The sequence below is a fragment of the Pseudomonas sp. C321 genome (genome assembly GCF_055407105.1).
Genome location: NZ_JBUZRB010000003.1, coordinates 412,375 through 435,571, shown reverse-complemented (window position 1 = coordinate 435,571; position 23,197 = coordinate 412,375). Strand labels below are relative to the sequence as shown.

Below are 23,197 nucleotides of genomic sequence, written 5' to 3'. Positions count from 1 at the left end.
ACGCTGTCACAGCGCCATCGGAACACGGCTTTGTAAGCCAGTTCCGCAGGGAAACCAAATAAAATCGGTCACCCCATTTGAAAAGAGGCTGCGCGCGTAAGCGGGCAGCCTCCTTTTGGGCGACAGTTGAAAACTGTCTTACTTCTTGCTAGCAGCCAGCTGGGCAGCAACTTCTTCAGCGAAGTTGTCGACCGGCTTCTCGATGCCGTCGCCTACTTTGTAGTAGGTGAAGGAAACGATTTCAGCGCCGCCTTTCTTGGCCAGTTCACCGATCTTGATTTCAGGGTTCTTGACGAACGCCTGCTCAACCAGGCTAGCTTCGGCGAGGAACTTGCTGATACGACCAGCAACCATTTTCTCGACGATTTCAGCAGGCTTGCCTTTGATCTTGTCTTCGTTGAGGCTCATGAACACGGCTTTTTCGCGCTCGATGGCTTCAGCGGAAACTTGCGACGGCAGCAGGAACTCAGGGTTGCTGGCAGCTACGTGCATCGCAATGTCTTTGGCCAGTTCAACGTTGCCGCCGTTCAGAGCCACAACTACGCCGATCTTGTTGCCGTGCAGGTAAGCACCCACAACGTCACCTTCGATACGGGCCAGACGACGGATATTGACGTTTTCGCCTACTTTAGCAATCAGTGCTTCACGCGCCAGCTCTTGAGCGGCGATCAGTGGAGCAGCGTCAGTCAGTTTGTCAGCGAAGGCTTTTTCAACGCTGGCAGCGACGAAGCTCTTGAAGTCGTCTTGCAGGGCCAGGAAGTCGGTCTGCGAGTTGACTTCAATGATAACGGCAGCCTTGCCGTCTTCCTTGATAGCGATCGCGCCTTCAGCAGCAATGTTGCCTGCTTTCTTGGCGGCCTTGATGGCGCCCGAAGCACGCATGTCATCAATGGCTTTTTCGATGTCGCCGTCAGCCTTGGTCAAGGCCTTCTTGCAATCCATCATGCCTTCGCCAGTACGCTCACGTAGTTCTTTGACCAACGCTGCAGTAATCTCTGCCATTTTCAAAATCCTCTTGGATAGGTCTTCAACCATTCCACCCGATCGAACGGGCGATCAATTCTTCCCGAACCCCACCCTTGTAGGCCGCTGCACGTTACAAGCGCAATAGATGCGCTGCCACAAGTGGGCGCCGACAAATGGTTTTCGAGGTGGCAAAAAGGGGGCCAAGCCCCCTTTTTGCTTACTGAGTCAACGCCTAGGCGTCAGTTACTCAGCAGCAGCTACCGGAGCTTCTTCAACAAACTGCTCGGCACCGCCAGCAACGTGGTTGCGGCCACGGATAACAGCGTCAGCCATCGAACCCATGTACAGCTGGATAGCGCGGATTGCGTCATCGTTGCCTGGGATGATGTAGTCAACGCCGTCCGGGCTGCTGTTGGTATCGACTACGCCGATAACCGGGATACCCAGCTTGTTGGCTTCGGTGATCGCGATACGCTCGTGATCAACGTCGATAACGAACAGTGCGTCAGGCAGACCGCCCATGTCCTTGATACCACCCAGGGAACGATCGAGCTTCTGAAGATCGCGAGTGCGCATCAGCGCCTCTTTCTTGGTCAGCTTGGTGAAAGTCCCGTCTTCGGCTTGCACTTCAAGGTCACGCAGACGCTTGATGGAAGCACGGATGGTTTTGAAGTTGGTCAGCATGCCGCCCAACCAGCGGTGATCGACGTACGGCGAACCGCAACGTGCTGCTTCTTCAGCAACGATCTTGCCAGCGGAACGCTTGGTGCCGACGAACAGAATCTTGTTTTTGCCCTGGGCCAGGCGCTCTACGAAAGTCAGAGCTTCGTTGAACATTGGCAGGGTTTTTTCAAGGTTGATGATGTGAATCTTGTTACGTGCACCGAAAATGTATTTACCCATTTTCGGGTTCCAGTAACGGGTTTGGTGACCGAAGTGGACACCGGCCTTCAGCATATCGCGCATGTTGACTTGGGACATGATAGTTCCTTAGTAAGTCGGGTTTGGCCTCCACGTATCCCAATGACCAACCAGCGGCTTTAAGCCTCCGGCACCCAGGTCATCGTGTCGACACGTGTGTGGATTTAAGCTTTGCGGGGTATCCCCGGAAAGCGGCGCATTTTATACCACACAGAGGAAAAAAACGAAACCCGCAATCACATTTGCCGCCAGTCACTTTTGCGCAAGCCTTTGAATAGAGCCAGAATGCCCACACCTAATAGATAGAAGCGATGCCCATACGTTCATGGTTTGCACCCCGCGTCTGGTAGAATCACGTTTTTTAGGCTTGTGCGAATGCTGCAACCTTTTGTCGCACGCCTGTAAACCGTATTGATTTCAGCGCTATGCGCTAGAGAGAGCCTGTATGACCGTCACCCTCAAAACCGCCGAAGATATTGCTGGAATGCGCGTTGCCGGAAAACTGGCTGCCGACGTACTGGAAATGATTGCCGAACACGTCAAGCCCGGCGTCACCACCGAAGCACTGGACCGCATCTGCCACGACTATATTGTCGACGTGCAGAAAGCCATCCCTGCTCCACTGAACTACAAGGGTTTCCCCAAGTCGATCTGCACCTCGATCAACCACGTGGTCTGCCACGGGATCCCGGGCGACAAACCGTTGAAAGACGGCGACACCCTGAACATCGACGTCACCGTGATCAAGGACGGCTACCACGGTGACACCAGCCGCATGTTCCACGTCGGCACTGTTCCCGTATGGGCCGAACGCCTGTCGCAGATCACCCAGGAATGCATGTACAAAGCCATCGAGATCGTCAAGCCCGGCTGCCGCCTGGGGGACATCGGTGAAGTGATCCAGAAGCACGCGGAAAAGAACGGCTTCTCGGTGGTTCGCGAATTCTGCGGCCATGGCATCGGCAAGGTGTTCCACGAAGAGCCGCAAATCCTGCACTACGGCCGCGCGGGCACAGGCATGGAACTCAAAGCAGGCATGACCTTCACCATCGAACCGATGATCAACCAGGGCAAGGCCGACACCAAGGTGCTGGGCGACGGCTGGACCGCCATCACCAAGGACCGCAAGCTTTCGGCCCAGTGGGAGCACACCCTATTGGTCACCGAAACCGGCTACGAGATCTTCACCCTGCGCGCCGACGACACGATCCCCCGCGTTTCGGCCTGAGGCTTGCACCGGTTTTTCGCACACAGCTGTTGTGACTTATAGATAGAAAGGAAAGCCGATCAATGCCCCAGGTGGATCCCGAACTCTTCGATCGTGGCCAGTTCCAGGCTGAACTGGCCCTGAAGGCAAGCCCCATCGCCGCCTTCAAGAAGGCCATCCGCCAGGCCCGGGATGTGCTCGATGAGCGCTTTCGCAGTGGTCGGGATATCCGGCGACTGATCGAGGACCGCGCCTGGTTCGTCGACAATATCCTGCAAAAGGCCTGGGAACAGTTCACCTGGAGCGAAGACGCCGACATCGCCCTGGTGGCGGTCGGCGGCTACGGTCGCGGCGAACTGCACCCTTACTCCGACATCGACCTGCTGATCCTGCTGGACAGCGCCGACCACGAGATTTTCCGCGACTCCATCGAGCGTTTTCTGACGTTGTTGTGGGACATCGGCCTGGAAGTCGGGCAAAGCGTGCGCTCGGTGGATGAATGCGCCCAGGAAGCCCGCGCCGACCTCACTGTGGTCACTAACCTGATGGAAAGCCGCACCATCAGCGGCCCCGAGCGCCTGCGCATACGCATGCTGGAAGTTACCAGCACCGAGCGCATGTGGCCGAGCAAGGACTTCTTCCTGGCCAAGCGTGCCGAGCAGAAAGCCCGTCATCACAAGTACAACGACACCGAATACAACCTGGAACCCAACGTCAAAGGCTCCCCTGGCGGCCTGAGGGATATCCAGACCATTTTGTGGGTAGCTCGTCGCCAGTACGGCACCCTGAACCTGCGCGCACTGGCCGGCGAAGGCTTCTTGGTAGAGAGCGAAAACGCTCTATTGGCCTCGTCCCAGGATTTCCTGTGGAAGGTGCGCTACGCCCTGCACATGCTCGCGGGACGCTCCGAAGACCGCCTGCTGTTCGATCACCAGCGCGCCATCGCCACCCTACTGGGCTTTGAAGGCGAAGACGCCAAGACCAGCATCGAAAGCTTCATGCAGCAGTACTACCGGGTGGTCATGAGCATTGCCCAGCTCAGCGACCTGATCATTCAGCACTTCGAAGAAGTGATCCTTGCTCCGGAAGACGAAGCGCCGCCACAACCCATCAACTCCCGCTTCCAACTGCATGATGGTTACATCGAGGCCCGCAACGACAACGTGTTCAACCGCACGCCATTCGCCATGCTGGAAATCTTCGTATTGATGGCCCAGCAGCCGGAAATCAAAGGCGTACGCGCCGATACCATTCGTCTATTGCGGGAAAATCGTCACCTGATCGACGATAATTTCCGCAATGACATCCGCAACACCAGCCTGTTTATCGAACTGTTCAAGTGCAAATTCGGCATCCACCGCAACCTGCGCCGGATGAACCGCTACGGCATTCTCGGGCGCTACCTACCGGAGTTCGGCTTTATCGTCGGGCAAATGCAGCACGACCTGTTCCACATCTATACGGTCGATGCCCACACCCTGAACCTGATCAAGCACCTGCGTAAGTTGCAGTACACCCAGGTATCAGAGAAGTTCCCGCTGGCCAGCAAGCTTATGGTCAAGCTACCCAAGCCGGAACTGATCTACCTCGCCGGCCTGTACCACGACATCGGCAAGGGCCGTCACGGCGATCACTCGGAAATCGGCGCGGTGGACGCCAAGGCATTCTGCCAGCGCCACCAACTGCCGCTGTGGGATAGCAGCCTGATTGTCTGGCTGGTGCAAAACCACCTGGTGATGTCCACCACCGCCCAGCGCAAGGACTTGTCCGACCCGCAGGTGATCCATGACTTCGCCCAGGCCGTCGGTGACGAAACCTATCTCGATTACCTGTACGTGCTGACCGTCTCCGACATCAACGCCACCAACCCGACGCTGTGGAATTCCTGGCGCGCCAGCCTGTTGCGCCAGCTCTACACCGAGACCAAGCGCGCCCTGCGTCGCGGCCTGGAGAACCCGGTGGACCGCGAAGAACAGATCCGGCGCACCCAAAGTGCCGCCCTGGACATCCTGGTGCGCGGCGGCAACGACCCAGACGATGTCGAGCAACTCTGGTCGCAACTGGGTGACGACTACTTCCTGCGCCACACTGCTGGCGACGTAGCCTGGCACAGCGACGCGATCCTGCAGCAGCCGGCCGATGGCGGCCCGCTGGTGCTGATCAAGGAAACCACCCAGCGCGAGTTCGAAGGCGGCACGCAAATCTTCATCTATGCACCGGACCAGCATGACTTCTTCGCCGTGACCGTGGCGGCGATGGACCAGCTCAACCTGAATATTCACGACGCTCGGGTCATCACCTCCAGCAGCCAGTTCACCCTCGACACCTACATCGTGCTCGACAACGAGGGTGAGTCCATCGGCGACAACCCGGCGCGGGTAAAAAAGATCCGCGAAGGCCTCACCGAAGCACTGCGCAACCCTGACGACTACCCGACCATCATCCAGCGTCGGGTGCCGCGCCAACTCAAACACTTCGCCTTTGCACCCCAGGTGACCATCCACAACGACGCCCAGCGCCCAGTGACGGTACTGGAACTCAGCGCCCCGGACCGCCCGGGCCTGCTCGCGCGGATCGGCACGATTTTCCTGGAGTTCGACCTGTCGTTGCAAAACGCCAAGATTGCAACCCTGGGCGAACGAGTGGAAGACGTGTTTTTTATTACCGATGCTGACAATCAGCCTCTTTCCGACCCTGAACTTTGCCGTCGTTTGCAGGATGCAATCGTCGAGCAGTTAAGCGTGAGCCAGGAACCAGGGGTTGAGTTGTCGCGATTGAGTATTTGACTGACGGGGGCTATCTCACTGCCTCCTCTTATCCAGCTTTCACCGCCTTGCACGAGATCCACCGATGAACAACGCCCTGAACCAGTTGCAGCCCTATCCGTTCGAGAAATTGCGCGCCCTGCTGGGGAGCGTCACACCGAACCCGGACAAACGCCCGATCGCCCTGTCCATCGGCGAGCCCAAGCACAAATCCCCGACGTTCGTCGCCGAGGCCCTGGCCAACAACCTCGATCAGATGGCGGTGTACCCGAGTACCCTGGGCATTGCGGCGTTACGCGAAGCCATTGGCGCCTGGTGCGAACGCCGCTTCAGCGTACCCAAGGGCTGGCTGGACCCGGCGCGCAACATCCTACCCGTCAACGGTACCCGTGAAGCGCTGTTCGCCTTCACCCAGACCGTGGTCAACCGGGGCGACGACGCGCTAGTGGTCAGCCCGAACCCGTTCTACCAAATCTACGAAGGTGCAGCGTTTCTCGCCGGGGCCAAGCCACATTACCTGCCGTGCCTAGTCGAAAATGGCTTCAACCCTGATTTCGATACGGTCTCGGCCGACATCTGGAAACGCTGCCAGATTCTGTTCCTATGCTCGCCAGGCAATCCGACCGGCGCCTTGATTCCGGTCGACACCCTGAAAAAACTGATAGCCCTGGCCGACGAGTACGACTTCGTGATCGCCGCCGACGAGTGCTACAGCGAGCTGTACTTCGACGAACAAACCCCGCCTCCGGGCCTGCTCAGTGCCTGCGTCGAACTGGGCCGCCAGGATTTCAAACGCTGCGTGGTGTTCCACAGCCTGTCCAAGCGTTCCAACCTGCCAGGCTTGCGCTCAGGTTTTGTCGCCGGTGACGCCGAAATCCTCAAGGCCTTCCTGCTGTACCGCACCTACCACGGCTGCGCGATGCCGGTACAAACCCAGCTGGCGAGTATTGCCGCCTGGCAGGATGAGGCCCACGTGCAAGCCAACCGCGACCTGTACCGGGAAAAATTCGCCGCTGTGCTGGCTATTCTCAAGCCGGTATTGGACGTGCAAAACCCGGATGGCAGTTTCTACCTGTGGCCGAGTGTCGAAGGCGATGATGCGGCCTTCTGCCGGGATTTGTTCGTGGAAGAACATGTGACCGTGGTGCCAGGTTCTTACCTGTCCCGGGAAGTCGACGGTTTCAACCCCGGCGCTGGGCGCGTGCGCATGGCGCTGGTTGCGCCACTGGCCGAGTGCGTGGAAGCGGCGGAGCGGATTCGCGACTTTATCCAGCGTCGTCGGTAAGACTCGATATCCGGGTCATTTGATATGGCCCAGATTCGCCTCACTCATATCCAGGTCCGCCAACACCTCCCGCAGCACGTCATCGCCAATCTGGTGATGGCGACTCAGGCTATATAACTCCAGGCGCTGTGCCCGCAAGGCCTTGAGCCGCAACTTGCGTTCCAGTTGATCCATGTGCAGCGCCAGGGCCTGGGCTTCGGCCGAGTCGTTGAACACTTCTAGTTGATGGCGATACTCCGACATGATCCGCGCCTTGAGTTCAGTGGCCAGCGCGGCCTGGGCGGCGTCCTGGGGCGCAGCTTCTGCTGCCTCCTCGGCCTCCAGGGCGTGAATCGCCGCTTCGGCGGTTTTCTTCCAGGCATCACGCACCTCGCCGCGACGCTTGTCATCCGGGCTCTTTTCGATCCCCCTCAGCAACAACGGCAAGGCGATGCAAGCGGCGACCAGAGAAAGCAAAATCACCCCGGCAGCGATGAATATCAATAGATCACGCTCCGGGAAGGCCTCGCCGGGCGTCAGCAGCAACGGCACCGACATCACACCTGCCAGGGTCACTGCCCCACGCACTCCACCCACCGTCAACAGCCAGCAGGAACGGGCTGTCGGCACTAACGTCAGTTCGCTTTTACCCCGCAAGCGCCGTAGTAATCCCGACAGTCGCCAGATGCTTTGTACCCAAATAAACCGCAGCACCAGCAACACCAGGAAAATCGCGATCACGTCCAGGCAGCGATACAGTAAGGTCGGCCACAAGGTAGCTTCGTGGCTGGTTACCGCCTTGATGATGTCCGGCAGTTGCAGGCCCAGCAACAGGAAGATCAGGCCGTTGAAGGCAAACTCCAGCAGCGACCAGACGCTGCGATTGAGCAAACGCGTGCTGGTCTGACGCGGCAGCAAGTCCAGCCAGCTCTGCATCATCCCGGCCGCCACCGCCGACAAAATCCCCGAAGCGCCCAAGCGCTCAGCCAATACATAGGCGGCAAACGGCAGCAGCAACATGAACACCACGTGGGTTGCCGGATCGTCCCAGCCTCGGGCGATCATCCAGGCCCGCAGGCGGCCCACCAGCCAGCTCAAGGCCACACCAATGGCCAGCCCGCCAAGCGCCACCAGCACAAATGTCAGGCTGGCATTGGCCAGGGAGAACACACCGGTCACCGCCGCCACCAGGGCAAACTTAAAGGTCACCAGGCCCGATGCATCGTTCATCAGCGCTTCGCCCTGAAGCATGTGCATCAAGGGTGTTGGCAAGCGATTCTGGGAAATGGCCGATACCGCCACGGCATCTGTCGGCGACAACACCGCCGCAAGGGCGAAGGCCACCGGCAAGGGGATGGTCGGCAGCAGCCAATGGATGAAATACCCAGCGCCCACCACTGTGAACAGCACCAACCCCACTGCAAGCGTCAGGATCGGCCCGCGCAGGCGCCACAGTTCGCGCTTGGGCATACGCCAGCCATCCGAGAACAGCAGCGGCGGCAAAAACAGGAAAAGAAACAATTCCGGGTCCAGCGCCACGTGCAGCCCCAGGGTCGGCCAGGCGAGCAGGGCCCCGGCGGCGATCTGCACCAGCGGCAACGGCAGCGGGATCACACGCCCGACAAGACGCGAAACACTGACCAGCATCAGCAGAATAAGGACGGTGTAAGCGGTTTGCATAACGCGGAATTCCCAGCCAATCGATTTACTACGACACACATCAGGCAACACCTCGCCGCTGAAGTGCCATATTAGCCGCTTATGCTGCCGACGGGCCGTTGAACAAAAGTCGCACACCCTGACACGAGGTGGTGACGAGCGGCACCGAAATACTCTGGCCGTGGCATAATCCGTGACCTTTCGTTTCCAGCAGCCCAAAGGGGGGCAATTCCTTGACCGATTCAAGCAAAACGTTGCACCTTTTCGGCATCAAAGCCTGCGACACCATGAAAAAGGCGCGCACCTGGCTCGATGAACACGCTCTCAGCTATGAGTTTCATGACTACAAAACAGCCGGTATCGACCGCGAACACTTGACCCAATGGTGCAATGAGCACGGTTGGCAGGTGGTTTTGAACCGTGCAGGCACTACCTTTCGCAAACTCGAAGACGAACGCAAAGCCGATCTCGACCAGGCGAAAGCGATTGAACTGATGCTCGCACAACCCTCGATGATCAAGCGCCCGGTGCTTGATCTGGGTGACAGAACCCTGATTGGCTTCAAGCCAGATGTTTATTCGGCGGCCCTCAAGTAGGCCAGCCCATACCAATTGTGTAGAGGTAACAGCATGTCCAATTCCCTGTTCAGCCTAGGCTTCGGCGTCGGCACTCAGAACCGCCAAGGTGCTTGGCTGGAAGTGTTTTACGCACAACCATTGATCAATCCATCGGCAGAGATCCTTGCTGCCATCGCGCCGATCCTCGGTTACAGCGAAGGCAACCAGGCCATCGCCCTGAGCATCGCCCAGGCCTCACAACTGGCTGACGCACTGAAAAATGTAGATGCCACCCAAGCCGCCCTGCTGACTCGCCTGGCCGAAAGCCATAACCCGCTGGTCGCCACCCTGCTGGCCGAAGACGCGGCGCTGACTTCCACGCCTGAGGCCTACCTCAAGCTGCATTTGCTGTCTCACCGCCTGGTCAAGCCTCACGGCCTGAACCTGACTGGGGTTTTCCCGCTGCTGCCAAACGTGGCCTGGACCAGCCAGGGCGCCATCGACCAGTCGGAACTGGCCGGACGCCAACTGGAAGCGCGCCTGCGTGGCGAGTTGCTGGAAGTGTTCTCGGTGGACAAGTTCCCGAAAATGACCGACTACGTGGTACCGAGCGGCGTGCGTATCGCTGACGCCGCACGGATCCGCCTGGGCGCCTACATCGGCGAAGGCACCACCGTGATGCACGAAGGTTTCGTCAACTTCAACGCTGGCACCGAAGGCCCGGGCATGATCGAAGGCCGCGTGTCGGCTGGCGTGTTCGTCGGCAAGGGCTCGGACCTGGGCGGCGGTTGCTCCACCATGGGCACCCTGTCGGGCGGTGGCAACATCGTGATCAAGGTTGGCGAAGGCTGCCTGATCGGCGCCAACGCCGGTATTGGTATCCCGCTGGGCGACCGCAACACCGTGGAGTCGGGCCTGTACGTGACCGCCGGCACCAAGGTGGCGCTGCTCGACGAGCAGAACCAACTGGTCAAGGTGGTCAAGGCTCGCGAACTGGCGGGTCAACCTGACCTGCTGTTTCGCCGTAATTCCGAGACCGGTGCCGTGGAATGCAAAACCCACAAATCGGCCATCGAACTGAACGCAGCGCTGCACGCTCACAACTAAGCAGCGACTCGATGCCACTGGAGCAGGTCGTACCTTCGGGTACGGCTCGCTCATACGAGTCTTGAACACCATGCTTGTGCCCTCTCCCTGGCGCGCCGACTTTCCGGCCATTGCCACCCTGCAACGGCAAGGCCAGACCTATCTGGACAACGCCGCCACCACGCAAAAGCCTCAAGCCCTGCTGGACGCGACCATCCATTACTACGCCAATGGCGCAGCCAATGTGCACCGTGCCCAGCATTTGCCGGGCGCCCATGCGACCCAAGCCTTCGAGAACAGTCGCAGCAAGGTGGCGCAGTGGCTCAATGTTGGCGAGGACGGGCAAATCATCTTCACCCACGGCGCGACATCAGCGCTGAACCTCTTGGCTTACGGCCTTGAGCATCTTTTTACTCCTGGCGATGAGATTGTCATCAGCGCCCTGGAACACCACGCCAACCTGCTGCCCTGGCAGCAACTGGCCAAACGCCGCGAGCTTGAGCTGGTGGTGTTGCCCCTGGGCGATGATGGCTTGATCGACCTGCAAGCCGCCGCCCAATTAATCGGCCCGCGCACTCGACTGCTGGCGGTGAGCCAACTGTCCAATGTGCTCGGCACCTGGCAACCATTGCCAGCGTTGTTGGCGATGGCCAAGGCTCAGGACGCGTTGACCGTGGTCGATGGCGCACAAGGCATCGTCCACGGCCGTCACGACGTCCAGGCCCTGGGCTGCGACTTCTATGTATTTTCCAGCCACAAACTCTACGGCCCGGATGGCGTCGGCGTGCTCTACAGCCGCAACGAAGCCTTACACCACCTGCGCCATTGGCAGTTTGGCGGCGAGATGGTGCAGCAGGCCGACTATCACAGTGCCAGCTTTCGCCCGGCTCCCCTGGGTTTTGAGGCGGGCACACCGCCGATTGCCGGGGTGATTGGCCTAGGGGCGACCCTGGATTACCTGAGTTCACTGGATCAGCAAGCGGTGATGACCCACGAAGCTGCGCTGCATGACTATCTGTTGCGCGGCTTGCAGACGCGTAATGGCGTACGGCTGCTGGGTCCACCGCAAGTGGCCTTGGCCAGCTTTGTGGTGGAGGGTGTGCATAACGCCGACCTCGCCCACCTGCTGACCGAACAAGGCATTGCCGTACGCGCAGGCCATCATTGCGCGATGCCGTTGCTCAAGCACATGGGACTGTCGGGCGCGATCCGGGTTTCCCTGGCGCTGTACAACGATTCCGATGACCTGGAGCGCTTCTTCGAGGCGCTGGATCAGGCTTTGGACATGTTGCTATGAGTTTGCCAGCGCAGGCAGTGGCTGCTCTGGAGGCGTTTCAGGCAGTTGGCAGTTGGGAGCAACGTGCCCGACTGTTGATGCAATGGGGCGAGCAACTACCGGCACTGCCTGATGCGGACAAGGTCGATGCCAACCTGGTGCAGGGCTGCGAAAGCCTGGTGTGGTTGGTGGGGCACTTGCAGGATGGGCATTGGCAGTTTGCCGCCAGCAGCGAAGCGCGGTTAATTCGTGGGCTGGTGGCGTTGCTGCTGGCTCGGGTTAACGGCTTGTCGGCGGTTGAATTGCAAGCTGTCGATCTGCCTGGCTGGTTTGAACAACTGGGATTGTCGCGGCAGTTGTCGCCTTCGCGTAGTAATGGGTTGAATGCGGTGCTGCAGAGGATGCGGGCGCTGAGTTTGTACTCAGAAAACCGACCGTAATCTACGTAATCTTGACCCGATCAGAAGGCCTGCGCACCCCAGCCACAATCTTATCCACCGCCTTGGTCGCCGCCACCATGCCAAACGTCGCGGTCACCATCATCACCGCACCAAACCCACCAGCACAGTCCAGCTTCACCCCATCCCCAACAAAACTCTTCTGCAGGCAAATGCTGCCATCAGGCTTGGGATAACGCAGCTGTTCCGTAGAAAACACACACGGCACGCTGTAATGCCGGGTCACGGTGCGGGAAAAGCCGTAATCGCGGCGCAAGGTCGAGCGCACTTTCGATGCCAATGGATCGTTGAACGTACGGTTCAAATCGCACACCTGAATCAACGTCGGATCAATCTGCCCGCCCGCGCCGCCGGTGGTGATGATCTGGATCTTGCGCCGTTTGCACCAGGCAATAAGCGCCGCCTTGGCGTTGACGCTGTCGATGCAGTCGATCACGCAGTCGATGTTGGGGGTGATGTACTCGGCCATGGTCTCGCGGGTGACGAAATCCGCCACCGCATGCACGGTGCAATCCGGGTTGATCCCGCGCAGGCGCTCGGCCATGACCTCGACCTTGGCTTGACCCACGGTGCTGTCCAGCGCGTGCAACTGGCGGTTGCTGTTGCTGACGCAGACGTCGTCCAGGTCGAACAGCGAGATTTCGCCCACGCCGCAGCGGGCGATAGCTTCTGCCGCCCAGGAGCCGACACCGCCGACGCCGACAATGGCCACATGGGCCGCTTTCAAGCGTTCCAGGCCTTCAATGCCATACAAACGGGCGATGCCAGCAAACCGTGGATCTTCTGTACTCATGACCATTACCCCAAAAACCGGCGCGCATTATAGGGCTACGCAGCGACAAGTTTTAAGCTACAAACTACAAGTTAAGAACTTAGATGAACTTTCGCTGCCCAATGTCCGGTTTTTCTCGGCTTGCTGTACGGTAAGTCGAAGGCCAGTGTAGGATGCGCGCCGTTCGGCGCAGGCCGACACCTCTTTTCGTTCCACACCCTTTGGAACCCGAAATAGCTATGTCATCGCGTAAATTTGGACTCAACCTGGTGGTGGTGCTGGCGATTGCCGCGCTGTTCACCGGCTTCTGGGCGTTGATCAACCGCCCGGTCACTACCCCCAACTGGCCTGAACAGATCTCCGGTTTTTCCTACTCGCCATTCCAGCAAGGCCAGTACCCGCAGAAAGACCAGTACCCCACCGACGAACAAATGCGCCGTGATCTGGAGATCATGAGCAAGCTGACGGACAACATCCGTACCTATTCGGTCGACGCCACCCTGGGGGATATTCCCAAACTGGCGGAAGAATTCGGCCTGCGGGTAACCCTGGGGATCTGGATCAGCCCGGACCTTGAGCGCAACGAGCGCGAGATCCTGCGCGCCATCGAGATCGCCAACAGCTCGCGCAGTGTCGTGCGGGTAGTGGTGGGCAACGAAGCCCTGTTCCGCAAGGAAATCACCTCCGAAGCGCTGATCGTCCTGCTGGACCGGGTCCGCGCCGCCGTGAAAGTGCCGGTGACTACCTCCGAGCAGTGGCACATCTGGGAAGACAACCCGCAACTGGGCAAGCACGTCGACCTGATCGCCGCGCACATCCTGCCGTACTGGGAGCATATCCCGGTGGATAAGGCCGGCCAGTTCGTACTCGACCGTGCACGGGATCTGAAGAAGACTTTCCCGAAAAAGCCGTTGTTGCTGTCGGAAGTTGGCTGGCCGAGCAATGGCCGGATGCGTGGCGGTTCGGATGCATCCCCTGCCGACCAGGCAATTTACCTGCGCACGTTGGTGAACAAACTCAACCGCCAGGGTTACAACTACTTTGTGATCGAAGCCTTCGATCAGCCGTGGAAGGCCAGTGATGAAGGTTCGGTGGGCGCCTATTGGGGTGTGTTCAACGCCGCGCGCCAGCAGAAATTCAACTTTGAAGGCCCCGTTGTGGCGATCCCACAATGGCGTGTGCTGGCCATCGGGTCGGTGGTGTTGGCGCTGCTGTCTCTGACCCTGCTGATGATCGACGGCTCGGCCCTGCGCCAGCGCGGTCGTACCTTCCTGACCTTTATCGCCTTCCTGTGCGGGTCGGTGCTGGTGTGGATCGGCTACGACTACAGCCAGCAATACAGCACCTGGTTCAGTCTGACGGTGGGTTTCCTGCTGGCACTCGGCGCCCTGGGCGTGTTTATCGTGTTGCTGACCGAGGCTCATGAACTGGCGGAAGCGGTCTGGACCCACAAGCGTCGGCGTGAATTCCTCCCGGTGACCGGGGATTCGGACTACCGCCCGAAAGTCTCTATCCACGTGCCCTGCTACAACGAGCCACCGGAGATGGTCAAACAAACCCTCGACGCCCTGGCAGCCCTCGACTATCCGGACTACGAAGTCCTGATCATCGACAACAACACCAAGGACCCGGCCGTGTGGGAACCAGTGCGCGACTACTGTGAAACCCTCGGCCCGCGCTTCAAGTTCTTCCACGTCTCGCCCCTGGCCGGTTTCAAGGGCGGCGCGCTGAACTACCTGATCCCGCACACCGCCAAGGACGCCGAAGTGATCGCGGTGATCGACTCGGACTACTGCGTCGACCCAAACTGGCTCAAGCACATGGTGCCGCACTTCGCCGACCCGAAAATCGCCGTGGTGCAATCGCCCCAGGATTATCGCGACCAGAACGAAAGTACCTTCAAGAAGCTCTGCTACGCCGAATACAAAGGCTTCTTCCATATCGGCATGGTGACGCGCAACGACCGTGACGCGATCATCCAGCACGGCACCATGACCATGACCCGCCGTTCGGTGCTGGAGGAACTGGGCTGGGCCGACTGGTGCATCTGCGAGGATGCCGAACTGGGCCTGCGAGTCTTTGAAAAAGGCCTGTCGGCGGCGTATTACCACACCAGCTACGGCAAGGGCCTGATGCCCGATACCTTTATCGACTTCAAGAAACAGCGTTTCCGTTGGGCCTACGGCGCGATTCAGATCATCAAGCGTCACACCGCCAGCCTGTTGCGCGGCAAGGACACCGAGCTGACCCGCGGCCAGCGCTACCACTTCCTCGCGGGCTGGTTGCCGTGGGTGGCAGACGGCATGAACATCTTCTTCACCGTCGGCGCCCTGTTGTGGTCGGCAGCGATGATCATCGTGCCGACGCGGGTCGACCCGCCACTGCTGATCTTCGCGATCCCGCCGTTGGCACTGTTCGTGTTCAAGGTCGGCAAGATCATCTTCCTCTACCGTCGCGCCGTTGGCGTGAACCTCAAGGATGCGTTCTGCGCAGCGCTGGCCGGGTTGGCGTTGTCCCACACCATCGCCAAGGCGGTGCTGTACGGCTTCTTCACCACCAGTATTCCGTTCTTTCGCACACCGAAAAACGCCGATAACCACGGTTTCTGGGTAGCTATTTCTGAAGCCCGGGAAGAATTGTTCATCATGCTGCTGTTGTGGGGCGCGGCGCTGGGGATCTACCTGGTGCAGGGCCTGCCGAGTAATGACATGCGCTTCTGGGTAGTGATGCTGCTGGTGCAGTCGTTACCCTACCTGGCGGCGCTGATCATGGCGTTCCTGTCTTCGCTGCCGAAACCGGCCGCGGCGCCTGAACCTGTGCCAGCTTCGTAAAATCTTGCGCAATGCACTAAACGGCGGCCTCTGGCCGCCGTTTTGCTTTAAGATATCCGCCATTTTGCGCGCCTTGCCTGCTCATCTATAAAAGCTTCCGGAGTTCCCCATGACGGCCCACGCCGACCTTTCGCCGACCCTCCAACTCGCTATCGACCTGATCCGTCGCCCGTCGGTGACGCCAATCGATGCCGATTGCCAGAAGCTGATGATGCAGCGCCTGGGCGACGCCGGTTTCCAGCTTGAGCCGATGCGCATCGAGGATGTGGATAACTTCTGGGCCACCCACGGCAAGCATGAAGGCCCGGTGCTGTGCTTTGCCGGTCACACCGACGTGGTGCCCACCGGTCCGGTGCAAGCCTGGCAGAACGATCCGTTCGACGCGTTGATCGACGAAAACGGCATGCTCTGCGGCCGTGGCGCGGCGGACATGAAAGGTAGCCTGGCAGCCATGCTGGTGGCCGCCGAGCGCTTTGTCAGCGACTACCCGGACCACAAGGGTTCGGTGGCTTTCCTGATCACCAGCGATGAAGAAGGCCCGGCGCACCACGGCACCAAGGCCGTGATCGAGCGCCTGGCGGCCCGCAAGGAGCGTCTGGACTGGTGCATCGTTGGCGAACCGTCGAGCACCACGCTGGTGGGCGATGTAGTGAAGAACGGTCGTCGCGGCTCGCTCGGCGCCACCCTGACTGTACGCGGCGTGCAAGGCCATGTGGCCTACCCGCATCTGGCAAAGAATCCAATTCATCTGGCCGCTGCGGCGCTGGCTGAACTGGCCGCAGAGCATTGGGACGATGGCAACACCTTCTTCCCGCCGACCAGCTTCCAGATTTCCAACCTCAATTCCGGCACCGGCGCGACCAACGTGATCCCCGGTGATCTAGTGGCGGTGTTCAACTTCCGCTTCTCCACCGAGTCGACGGTCGAAGGCCTGCAACAACGAGTCGCGGTGATTCTCGACAAGCATGGCCTGGACTGGCATGTGGAGTGGGCGCTGTCGGGCCTGCCGTTCCTTACCGAACCTGGCGCGCTGCTCGACGCGGTCTCGGCCAGCATCAAGGCGATTACCGGTCGCGAGACCAAGGCCTCCACCAGCGGCGGCACGTCTGACGGGCGCTTCATCGCGACCCTCGGCACCCAGGTGGTTGAGCTGGGCCCGGTCAACGCGACAATCCATCAGGTCAACGAGCGCATCCTCGCCAGCGACCTCGATGTGCTGACCGAAATCTATTACCAGACCCTGATCAAGTTGCTCGCCTGATGCTCGCTTGCCCCATTTGCAGCGCACCGCTGAACGCAGTGGACAATGGCGTGGCCTGCCCGGTCGGACACCGCTTCGACCGAGCACGCCAGGGTTATCTGAACCTGTTGCCGGTACAACACAAGAACAGCCGTGACCCTGGCGATAACCTGGCCATGGTTGAAGCACGCCGCGATTTTCTCAACGCTGGCCATTACGCGCCAGTGGCCAAGCGCCTGGCAGAACTGGCCGCTGAGCAATCGCCCCAGCGTTGGCTGGACATCGGTTGTGGCGAGGGTTATTACACCGCGCAAATCGCCGATGCCCTGCCCCGCGCCGAGGGTTATGCCCTGGATATTTCCCGGGAGGCGGTCAAGCGCGCCTGTAAACGCAACCCGACGCTGACCTGGTTGATCGCCAGCATGGCCCGGGTGCCGTTGGCCGATGCCAGCTGCCAGTTTCTCGCCAGTGTGTTCAGCCCACTGGATTGGCTAGAGGCCAAGCGCCTGCTCAGCCCTGGCGGCGGCCTGATGAAAGTCGGCCCTACCAGCGGCCACCTGATGGAGCTGCGCGAACGCCTGTACGACGAAGTGCGCGAGTACACCGACGACAAGCACTTGGCGCTGGTGCCGCAAGGCATGCGCTTGCAACACAGCGAAACCCTGGAGTTCAAGCTTAGCCTGGCGGACCCCAAGGACCGCGCCAACCTGCTGGCCATGACGCCCCACGGCTGGCGTGCCAGCGCCGAGCGCCGGGCCCAGGTGATTGAGCACCCTGAACCGCTGCTGGTCACCGTGTCGATGCGTTACGACTATTTCGTGCTTCAATAACCCCCTATTTGGGCTTTCGAGCCCGTCCTGAATCCGCGAATGGATTTTCGAAACCCGCAGTGAGGAATATCCATGCGCCAACCCGATATCGAGATTTACCTCAAGGACGCCGACGTCGACTACAAGGCCATTGCCTCCTGGCTCGGCGAAGCCCTGGGGCCATGCACCGACTGGGTCCAGAAAGGCCAGACCTACAAATGCAAGGCCGGCAGCGTACCTGTTACATGGCTGCCGAAGGCCGTAGGCAAGTGGAACAGCCTGCACCTGGAAAGCGACCAGACGCCGTGGGAAGACGACATCGCCTGCGCCCGTGCAGCCTTTGCCACGCTCAACGTCGAAGTACGTTGCGCGCCGGGAAGCTGGGTTGAGGAAGAAGGCGAAGAGACCGCCGACCGCTGGATGCGGATCAGCGTGGATGGTGAAGAAGAGATCATCTGGAAAACAGCCTGAACCTATAGGAGTGAGCTTGCTCGCGATGGCCTTAAGGGCACCGCGGTCATTCAGGATGCACGCGTTATCGTTAACGACTATCGCGAGCAAGCCCGCCCCTACACAGGCATGGCCTTACAGGCCGACCACATCCTCCGCCTGCAAGCCCTTCTCGCCGGTCACCACGGCGTATTCCACCTGCTGGCCCTCTGCCAGGGAACGATGCCCATCACCACGAATGGCGCGGTAGTGTACAAACACATCCTTGCCGTCTTCACGCTGGATAAAGCCGTAGCCCTTGGCGTCGTTGAACCACTTCACATTACCTGTCTCGCGCGTTGCCATCTGTTTGCCCCCACCTGCTTTTATTGTTGAGTTTTATGGTTGAGTCAGTCGCATTGAACTGCCGAGTATATGACAGGCTCAAGAACTCTCAACTCAAGTTTATATCGGCGCTTTTTTGCCGATTTTCGATGAATACGGCACACTAGCGGCCCGAGCATCTGCTCGGTTTTTTCCACTCAAAGCAGCACACCTATGACCCGCTCCCCGTTCCGCCGTCTGGTATTTGGCACCTTGCGCCGACTGTTGTACCTCTGGGTTCGCTCGGAGACGATCAACCAGTCGTCCCTCACCCTGAACCTAGACCGCAGCCGACCGGTGTTTTACGTCCTGCAATCGCCCTCACTCACCGAATTGGCCGTGGTCGATACCGAGTGCACCAAGGCCGGCCTGCCGCGCCCGGTGCTGCCGGTGTCGGTCGGCTCGTTGCTGGAGCCGGCGGCGTTCTTCTACCTGACGCCCGACCCGGATTGGCTTGGTCGCCAGGACAAGCGCGGCGCGCCGCCCACCCTGACCCGCTTGGTCAGTACCCTTGCCGAACACGCCGAAGAAAATGCGCAGATTATTCCGGTCAGCGTGTTCTGGGGCCAGTCGCCGGCAAGCGAGTCGAGCCCCTGGAAACTGCTGTTCGCCGACAGCTGGGCCGTCACCGGCCGCCTGCGTCGACTGCTGAGCATCCTGATCCTCGGCCGCAAAACCCGAGTGCAATTCTCTGCGCCAATTAATCTGCGCGAATTGATCGAGCACAATAAAGGCCATGAGCGCACCGTGCGCATGGCTCAACGTATCCTGCGGGTGCACTTTCGTAACCTGAAAACCGCGGTGATCGGCCCCGACCTGTCTCACCGACGCAACCTGGTGAAAGGCCTGGTCAACATGCCACTGGTGCGCCAGGCGATCCTCGACGAGGCCGAACGGGAAAAGATCACCCCGGAAAAGGCCAAGGCCCAGGCACTGCGCTATGGCAACGAGATCGCCTCGGACTACACCTACACCGCCATCCGGTTCATGGAAGTGGTGCTGAGCTGGTTCTGGAACAAGATCTACGACGGTGTGAAGGTCAATAACATCGATGGCGTGCAAAAGGTCGCCCAGGGTTACGAAATCATCTACGTGCCATGTCACCGCAGCCATATCGACTATCTGCTGTTGTCGTACCTGCTGTTCAAGAACGGCCTGACCCCGCCGCACATCGCCGCGGGGATCAACCTGAACATGCCGCTGATCGGCAGCCTGTTGCGCCGCGGCGGGGCGTTTTTCATGCGCCGTACCTTCAAGGGCAACCCGCTGTACACCTCGGTGTTCAACGAATACCTGCACACCCTGTTCACCAAGGGCTTTCCGGTGGAGTACTTCGTCGAAGGCGGACGCTCCCGCACCGGGCGCATGCTGCAACCGAAAACCGGAATGCTGGCGATTACCCTGCGCAGTTTCCTGCGCTCCTCGCGCATGCCCATCGTGTTTGTGCCGGTGTACATCGGTTACGAACGGGTGCTGGAAGGCCGCACCTACCTCGGCGAACTGCGCGGCGCGACTAAAAAGAAAGAGTCGATTTTCGATATCTTCAAGGTTCTCGGTGCCCTCAAGCAGCGCTTTGGCCAAGTTGCGGTCAACTTCGGCGAACCGATCAAACTGGCTGAATTCCTTGATCAGGAGCAACCCGACTGGCGCGCCCAGGAACTGGGCCCGAACTACAAGCCCGCCTGGCTTAACGAAACCACCAACCGACTCGGCGAGCGGGTGGCGCGGCACTTGAACGAAGCCGCAGCGATCAACCCGGTAAACCTGGTGGCCTTGGCGCTGCTGTCCACCACCCGCCTGGCCCTGGACGACCAGGCCATGGCGCGGATGCTGGACCTGTATCTTGCGCTGCTGCGCCGGGTGCCCTACTCGCCCCACACCACCTTGCCCGAAGGCGATGGCCAGGCACTGATCAAGCACGTCAAGGACATGGACCTGCTCTCGGAACAGAGCGATGCCCTGGGCAAGATTCTTTACCTGGACGAGCAAAATGCCGTCCTGATGACCTACTACCGCAACAACGTACTGCACATTTTCGCCCTGCCTGCGCTGCTGGCCAGTTTCTTCCAGAGCAGCTCGCGGATGAGCCGCGAACAGATCCTGCGCTACACCCGCGCACTCTATCCGTACCTGCAATCGGAACTGTTTATCCGCTGGTCCCTTGACGAGTTGGACGCGGTGGTCGATCAGTGGCTCGAAGCGTTCGTCGAACAAGGCCTGCTGCGCTTCGAGAACGACGTCTACCTGCGCCCGGCACCGAGCTCGCGGAACTTTGTGCTGCTGACCCTGCTGTCCAAGAGCATTGCCCAGACTCTGCAACGCTTCTACATGGCCATCTCGCTGTTGCTCAACAGTGGCCAGAACAGCATCAGCGCCGAAGAACTGGAAGACCTCTGCACCGTCATGGCTCAGCGCCTGTCGATCCTCCATGGTCTCAACGCCCCGGAGTTCTTCGACAAGAGCCTTTTCCGACATTTTATCCAGACACTTCTGAAGCAGGATGTGCTGCGCCGCGACGAAGCCGGCAAGCTGAGTTATCACCCGCTGCTGGGCGAACTGGCCGAAGGCGCGGCCAAGCGCGTGTTGCCAGCGGAGATTCGCCTGTCAATTCGCCAGGTAGCGTTGCATCGCAGTGATGAGGCGACTGACAAGCCCGTCGAACCTGAAGAAACCCGCTAGGTTTAATGAGGCGCCAGGGTGTTTCTGGCGCCACTGACAAGGAGTTCCACCATGAAAAAAATCATCCTCCTGGGCCTGACCGCCCTTCTGGGAGCCTGCCAAACCATGCAACCCGCTCCCAAGGCCAGCCTCGAAGGTGAAGTGTTCTACCTGCAACGCATCGCGCTGCCACCCAGCGCCACCTTGAGTGTCAGCCTGCTGGACGTGTCCCTGGCCGATGCACCATCGGTGACCCTGGCCGAGCAAAAAGGCCCGGTCAACGGCCAGGTGCCCCTGCCGTTTCACTTGAGCTACGACCCAGCCCAGGTCAAGCCTGGCCACAGTTACTCGGTCAGTGCTCGCATCGAACTGGATGGCAAGCTACTGTTTATCACCACCGAACGGCATTCGGTGCAGTTGAACGGCCAGGACCCACAGCCGTTGCGCCTGCGCGTCGATGCCGTCGCCCACTGATTGAATCGAATAGAAGGAAGTGCTCATGCTCCGTAACTCCCTGCGCCTCACCGCCCTGTGTGCCGGCCTGCTGCTCGGCGCCAACGCCATGGCCCTGTCCTTGGGCGACCTGTCCCAGGGCGACGCCACCGGCGGCCTCAAGGACGCGCTGACCCAGGGCGCGCAGATTGCCGTCAAGCAACTGGGCGCACCCGGTGGTTTCAGCAATAACCCCGAGGTAAAAATCGGCTTGCCAGGCAAGTTGGACAAAGCCGCCGGTGCGCTGAAAATGCTCGGCATGGGCGACCAACTCACGCAACTTGAAACCAGCATGAACAAGGCGGCCGAATCAGCCGTGACACAGGCCCAGCCTATTCTGGTGAATGCTGTGAAAAACATGAGCGTGAGCGATGCCAAGGGTATCCTCAGCGGCGGCCAGGATTCAGCCACCCAGTACCTGGACAAAAGTAGCCGCGAGCAGATCCGCGCCAAGTTCCTGCCCATCGTCAAGCAATCCACTGACAAGGTCGGCGTAGCCCAGCAGTACAACGCCCTCGCCAAAAAAGCCCCGATGGGCTTGCTCGGCGACAAGAGCGCCAGCATCGAAAACTACGTGACCGAGCAAGCCCTGGATGGGTTGTTCAAGATGATTGCCCAGCAGGAAGAAACCATTCGCCAGAATCCGGCGGCGGCGGCCACCAGTTTGGCGAAGAAGGTGTTCGGGGCGCTGTAACCAAACGGCAAAAAGAACACTTCAATCAAAACAGAGCATAAATACAAACGCCCCGAATATTCGGGGCGTTTGTGTAAGTGAGCAATGGTTCCTTACTTCTGTGATCTCCTTCCTGCAAACCTGAGAGCACGTCGTCAGTGAATAACCGAATCAGCCAGCCGTCCAATCATGATGGAGGCAAAACAACAGATGGCAACGGACGTCGCCCGGTTGATCTTCAGGGGCGTCAACCACGTTTGCTGCAGGCCTTCGAATCGCGCACCCAATAATATCCAGGCAAAGCCTACCGGAATGATCACCAACACGAGGGTCGCCATAAAGACCAGGTAACCTTCCAACTCGGCGAATGCATTGATCGGCGCTATAAACGAAACGATCAGCAAGCCTTTCGGATTCATGACCGTAAGCAAAAAGAAATACAGCCCACCAAAGCGGTCGCCTGTCGGGGCAGTGACGCTGTTTTTGCGCTGCCACAATTTATAGGACAGATACAGCAAATAACAGGCTGCGCCCAACTGTGTGGCCCGCATGGCCCAAGGCGAATACGCCGAAATATAGAGTAACGCTGCGCCCCACAGTGAGACCTGAAGCAGATAGGCCAGGCACTCGACAAAGGCAAGCCGCCAAGAAGCGCCGAAGCCAAACAACACACCTGCACGAAATAACAGGGTATTAGTTGGCCCGGGCGCCAGCAGCAGCAACATCAGGGCAGAAACGGTAGCAAGCATG

At 59.6% G+C, this 23,197-nt stretch carries 20 protein-coding genes; 14 read left to right on the top strand and 6 right to left on the bottom strand.

The features are described from left to right. Positions 1-138: 138 nt before the first annotated feature. Positions 139-1,002 (bottom strand): translation elongation factor Ts, encoded by an 864-nt coding sequence (gene tsf / locus ACZRJ6_RS11585; protein WP_463968215.1) that lies wholly within the window; start codon positions 1,000-1,002, stop codon positions 139-141. Positions 1,003-1,209: 207 nt separating this feature from the next. Further along, the gene (gene rpsB, locus ACZRJ6_RS11580; RefSeq protein WP_149412994.1) at positions 1,210-1,947 is read right to left on the bottom strand and encodes a 30S ribosomal protein S2; all 738 of its coding nucleotides are present in this window, start codon (positions 1,945-1,947) and stop codon (positions 1,210-1,212) included. 385 nt (positions 1,948-2,332) lie between these two features. Between rpsB and map the strand changes: the two genes are divergently transcribed. The 3 genes from map to dapC all read left to right on the top strand — a co-directional run bounded on the left by map (position 2,333) and on the right by dapC (position 7,144). Continuing rightward, positions 2,333-3,115: a type I methionyl aminopeptidase gene (gene map / locus ACZRJ6_RS11575; RefSeq protein WP_133099422.1), complete on the top strand. Its 783-nt coding sequence runs from the start codon at positions 2,333-2,335 to the stop codon at positions 3,113-3,115. A gap of 62 nt (positions 3,116-3,177) precedes the next feature. Then, complete coding sequence (locus ACZRJ6_RS11570) at positions 3,178-5,880, top strand: [protein-PII] uridylyltransferase (RefSeq protein WP_463993537.1); 2,703 nt, start codon at positions 3,178-3,180, stop codon at positions 5,878-5,880. Between the two features lie 64 nt (positions 5,881-5,944). Beyond that, positions 5,945-7,144, top strand: a complete 1,200-nt coding sequence (dapC, locus tag ACZRJ6_RS11565; RefSeq protein ID WP_463968213.1) for a succinyldiaminopimelate transaminase — start codon at positions 5,945-5,947, stop codon at positions 7,142-7,144. Positions 7,145-7,159: 15 nt separating this feature from the next. Here the strand turns inward: dapC and ACZRJ6_RS11560 are convergent, their stop codons facing one another. Further along, positions 7,160-8,803: a Na+/H+ antiporter gene (locus tag ACZRJ6_RS11560; protein WP_463968212.1), complete on the bottom strand. Its 1,644-nt coding sequence runs from the start codon at positions 8,801-8,803 to the stop codon at positions 7,160-7,162. 212 nt (positions 8,804-9,015) lie between these two features. On the opposite strand from ACZRJ6_RS11560, the gene ACZRJ6_RS11555 reads away from it, so the two are divergent. From ACZRJ6_RS11555 to ACZRJ6_RS11540, 4 genes are all read left to right on the top strand, one after another. Beyond that, positions 9,016-9,378 (top strand): ArsC family reductase, encoded by a 363-nt coding sequence (locus ACZRJ6_RS11555; RefSeq protein ID WP_463968211.1) that lies wholly within the window; start codon positions 9,016-9,018, stop codon positions 9,376-9,378. A 33-nt stretch (positions 9,379-9,411) separates the two neighbouring features. Beyond that, positions 9,412-10,446, top strand: a complete 1,035-nt coding sequence (gene dapD / locus ACZRJ6_RS11550; RefSeq protein ID WP_133102197.1) for a 2,3,4,5-tetrahydropyridine-2,6-dicarboxylate N-succinyltransferase — start codon at positions 9,412-9,414, stop codon at positions 10,444-10,446. Between the two features lie 70 nt (positions 10,447-10,516). Beyond that, positions 10,517-11,722, top strand: a complete 1,206-nt coding sequence (locus tag ACZRJ6_RS11545; RefSeq protein ID WP_463968210.1) for an aminotransferase class V-fold PLP-dependent enzyme — start codon at positions 10,517-10,519, stop codon at positions 11,720-11,722. Beyond that, positions 11,719-12,141: a SufE family protein gene (locus ACZRJ6_RS11540; protein WP_463968209.1), complete on the top strand. Its 423-nt coding sequence runs from the start codon at positions 11,719-11,721 to the stop codon at positions 12,139-12,141. Before ACZRJ6_RS11545 ends, ACZRJ6_RS11540 begins: the two co-directional genes overlap by 4 nt. A 1-nt stretch (position 12,142) precedes the next feature. On the opposite strand, the gene tcdA is transcribed toward ACZRJ6_RS11540, so the two are convergent. Next, on the bottom strand, positions 12,143-12,952 hold the full coding sequence (tcdA, locus tag ACZRJ6_RS11535; protein ID WP_178114484.1) for a tRNA cyclic N6-threonylcarbamoyladenosine(37) synthase TcdA: 810 nt from the start codon (positions 12,950-12,952) through the stop codon (positions 12,143-12,145). Between the two features lie 218 nt (positions 12,953-13,170). Between tcdA and ACZRJ6_RS11530 the strand changes: the two genes are divergently transcribed. The 4 genes from ACZRJ6_RS11530 to ACZRJ6_RS11515 all read left to right on the top strand — a co-directional run bounded on the left by ACZRJ6_RS11530 (position 13,171) and on the right by ACZRJ6_RS11515 (position 18,282). Next, positions 13,171-15,762, top strand: a complete 2,592-nt coding sequence (locus ACZRJ6_RS11530) for a glycosyltransferase (RefSeq protein ID WP_463968208.1) — start codon at positions 13,171-13,173, stop codon at positions 15,760-15,762. A 109-nt stretch (positions 15,763-15,871) separates the two neighbouring features. Continuing rightward, positions 15,872-17,023 (top strand): succinyl-diaminopimelate desuccinylase, encoded by a 1,152-nt coding sequence (gene dapE / locus ACZRJ6_RS11525; protein WP_350613614.1) that lies wholly within the window; start codon positions 15,872-15,874, stop codon positions 17,021-17,023. After that, complete coding sequence (locus tag ACZRJ6_RS11520) at positions 17,023-17,832, top strand: putative RNA methyltransferase (protein ID WP_463968207.1); 810 nt, start codon at positions 17,023-17,025, stop codon at positions 17,830-17,832. Before dapE ends, ACZRJ6_RS11520 begins: the two co-directional genes overlap by 1 nt. Positions 17,833-17,904: 72 nt before the next feature. Continuing rightward, the gene (locus ACZRJ6_RS11515; RefSeq protein WP_463968206.1) at positions 17,905-18,282 is read left to right on the top strand and encodes a hypothetical protein; all 378 of its coding nucleotides are present in this window, start codon (positions 17,905-17,907) and stop codon (positions 18,280-18,282) included. A 114-nt stretch (positions 18,283-18,396) separates the two neighbouring features. On the opposite strand, the gene ACZRJ6_RS11510 is transcribed toward ACZRJ6_RS11515, so the two are convergent. Further along, positions 18,397-18,606 carry a cold-shock protein gene (locus ACZRJ6_RS11510; protein ID WP_032891681.1) on the bottom strand — a complete coding sequence of 70 codons (210 nt, stop codon included), beginning with the start codon at positions 18,604-18,606 and terminating at the stop codon, positions 18,397-18,399. 192 nt (positions 18,607-18,798) lie between these two features. Between ACZRJ6_RS11510 and plsB the strand changes: the two genes are divergently transcribed. Genes plsB through ACZRJ6_RS11495 form a run of 3 tightly spaced genes read left to right on the top strand, consistent with a single transcriptional unit; the run spans position 18,799 to position 22,468 of the window. Continuing rightward, a complete protein-coding gene (plsB, locus tag ACZRJ6_RS11505; protein WP_463968205.1) occupies positions 18,799-21,303 on the top strand; it encodes a glycerol-3-phosphate 1-O-acyltransferase PlsB in 2,505 nt (834 codons plus the stop codon). Between the two features lie 51 nt (positions 21,304-21,354). Then, positions 21,355-21,756 (top strand): YbaY family lipoprotein, encoded by a 402-nt coding sequence (locus tag ACZRJ6_RS11500; RefSeq protein ID WP_463968204.1) that lies wholly within the window; start codon positions 21,355-21,357, stop codon positions 21,754-21,756. Positions 21,757-21,781: 25 nt separating this feature from the next. After that, positions 21,782-22,468 carry a DUF4197 domain-containing protein gene (locus ACZRJ6_RS11495; RefSeq protein ID WP_133102187.1) on the top strand — a complete coding sequence of 229 codons (687 nt, stop codon included), beginning with the start codon at positions 21,782-21,784 and terminating at the stop codon, positions 22,466-22,468. A gap of 134 nt (positions 22,469-22,602) precedes the next feature. Here the strand turns inward: ACZRJ6_RS11495 and ACZRJ6_RS11490 are convergent, their stop codons facing one another. Further along, the gene (locus tag ACZRJ6_RS11490; protein WP_463968203.1) at positions 22,603-23,196 is read right to left on the bottom strand and encodes a LysE family translocator; all 594 of its coding nucleotides are present in this window, start codon (positions 23,194-23,196) and stop codon (positions 22,603-22,605) included. Between the last annotated feature and the right edge of the window lies 1 nt (position 23,197).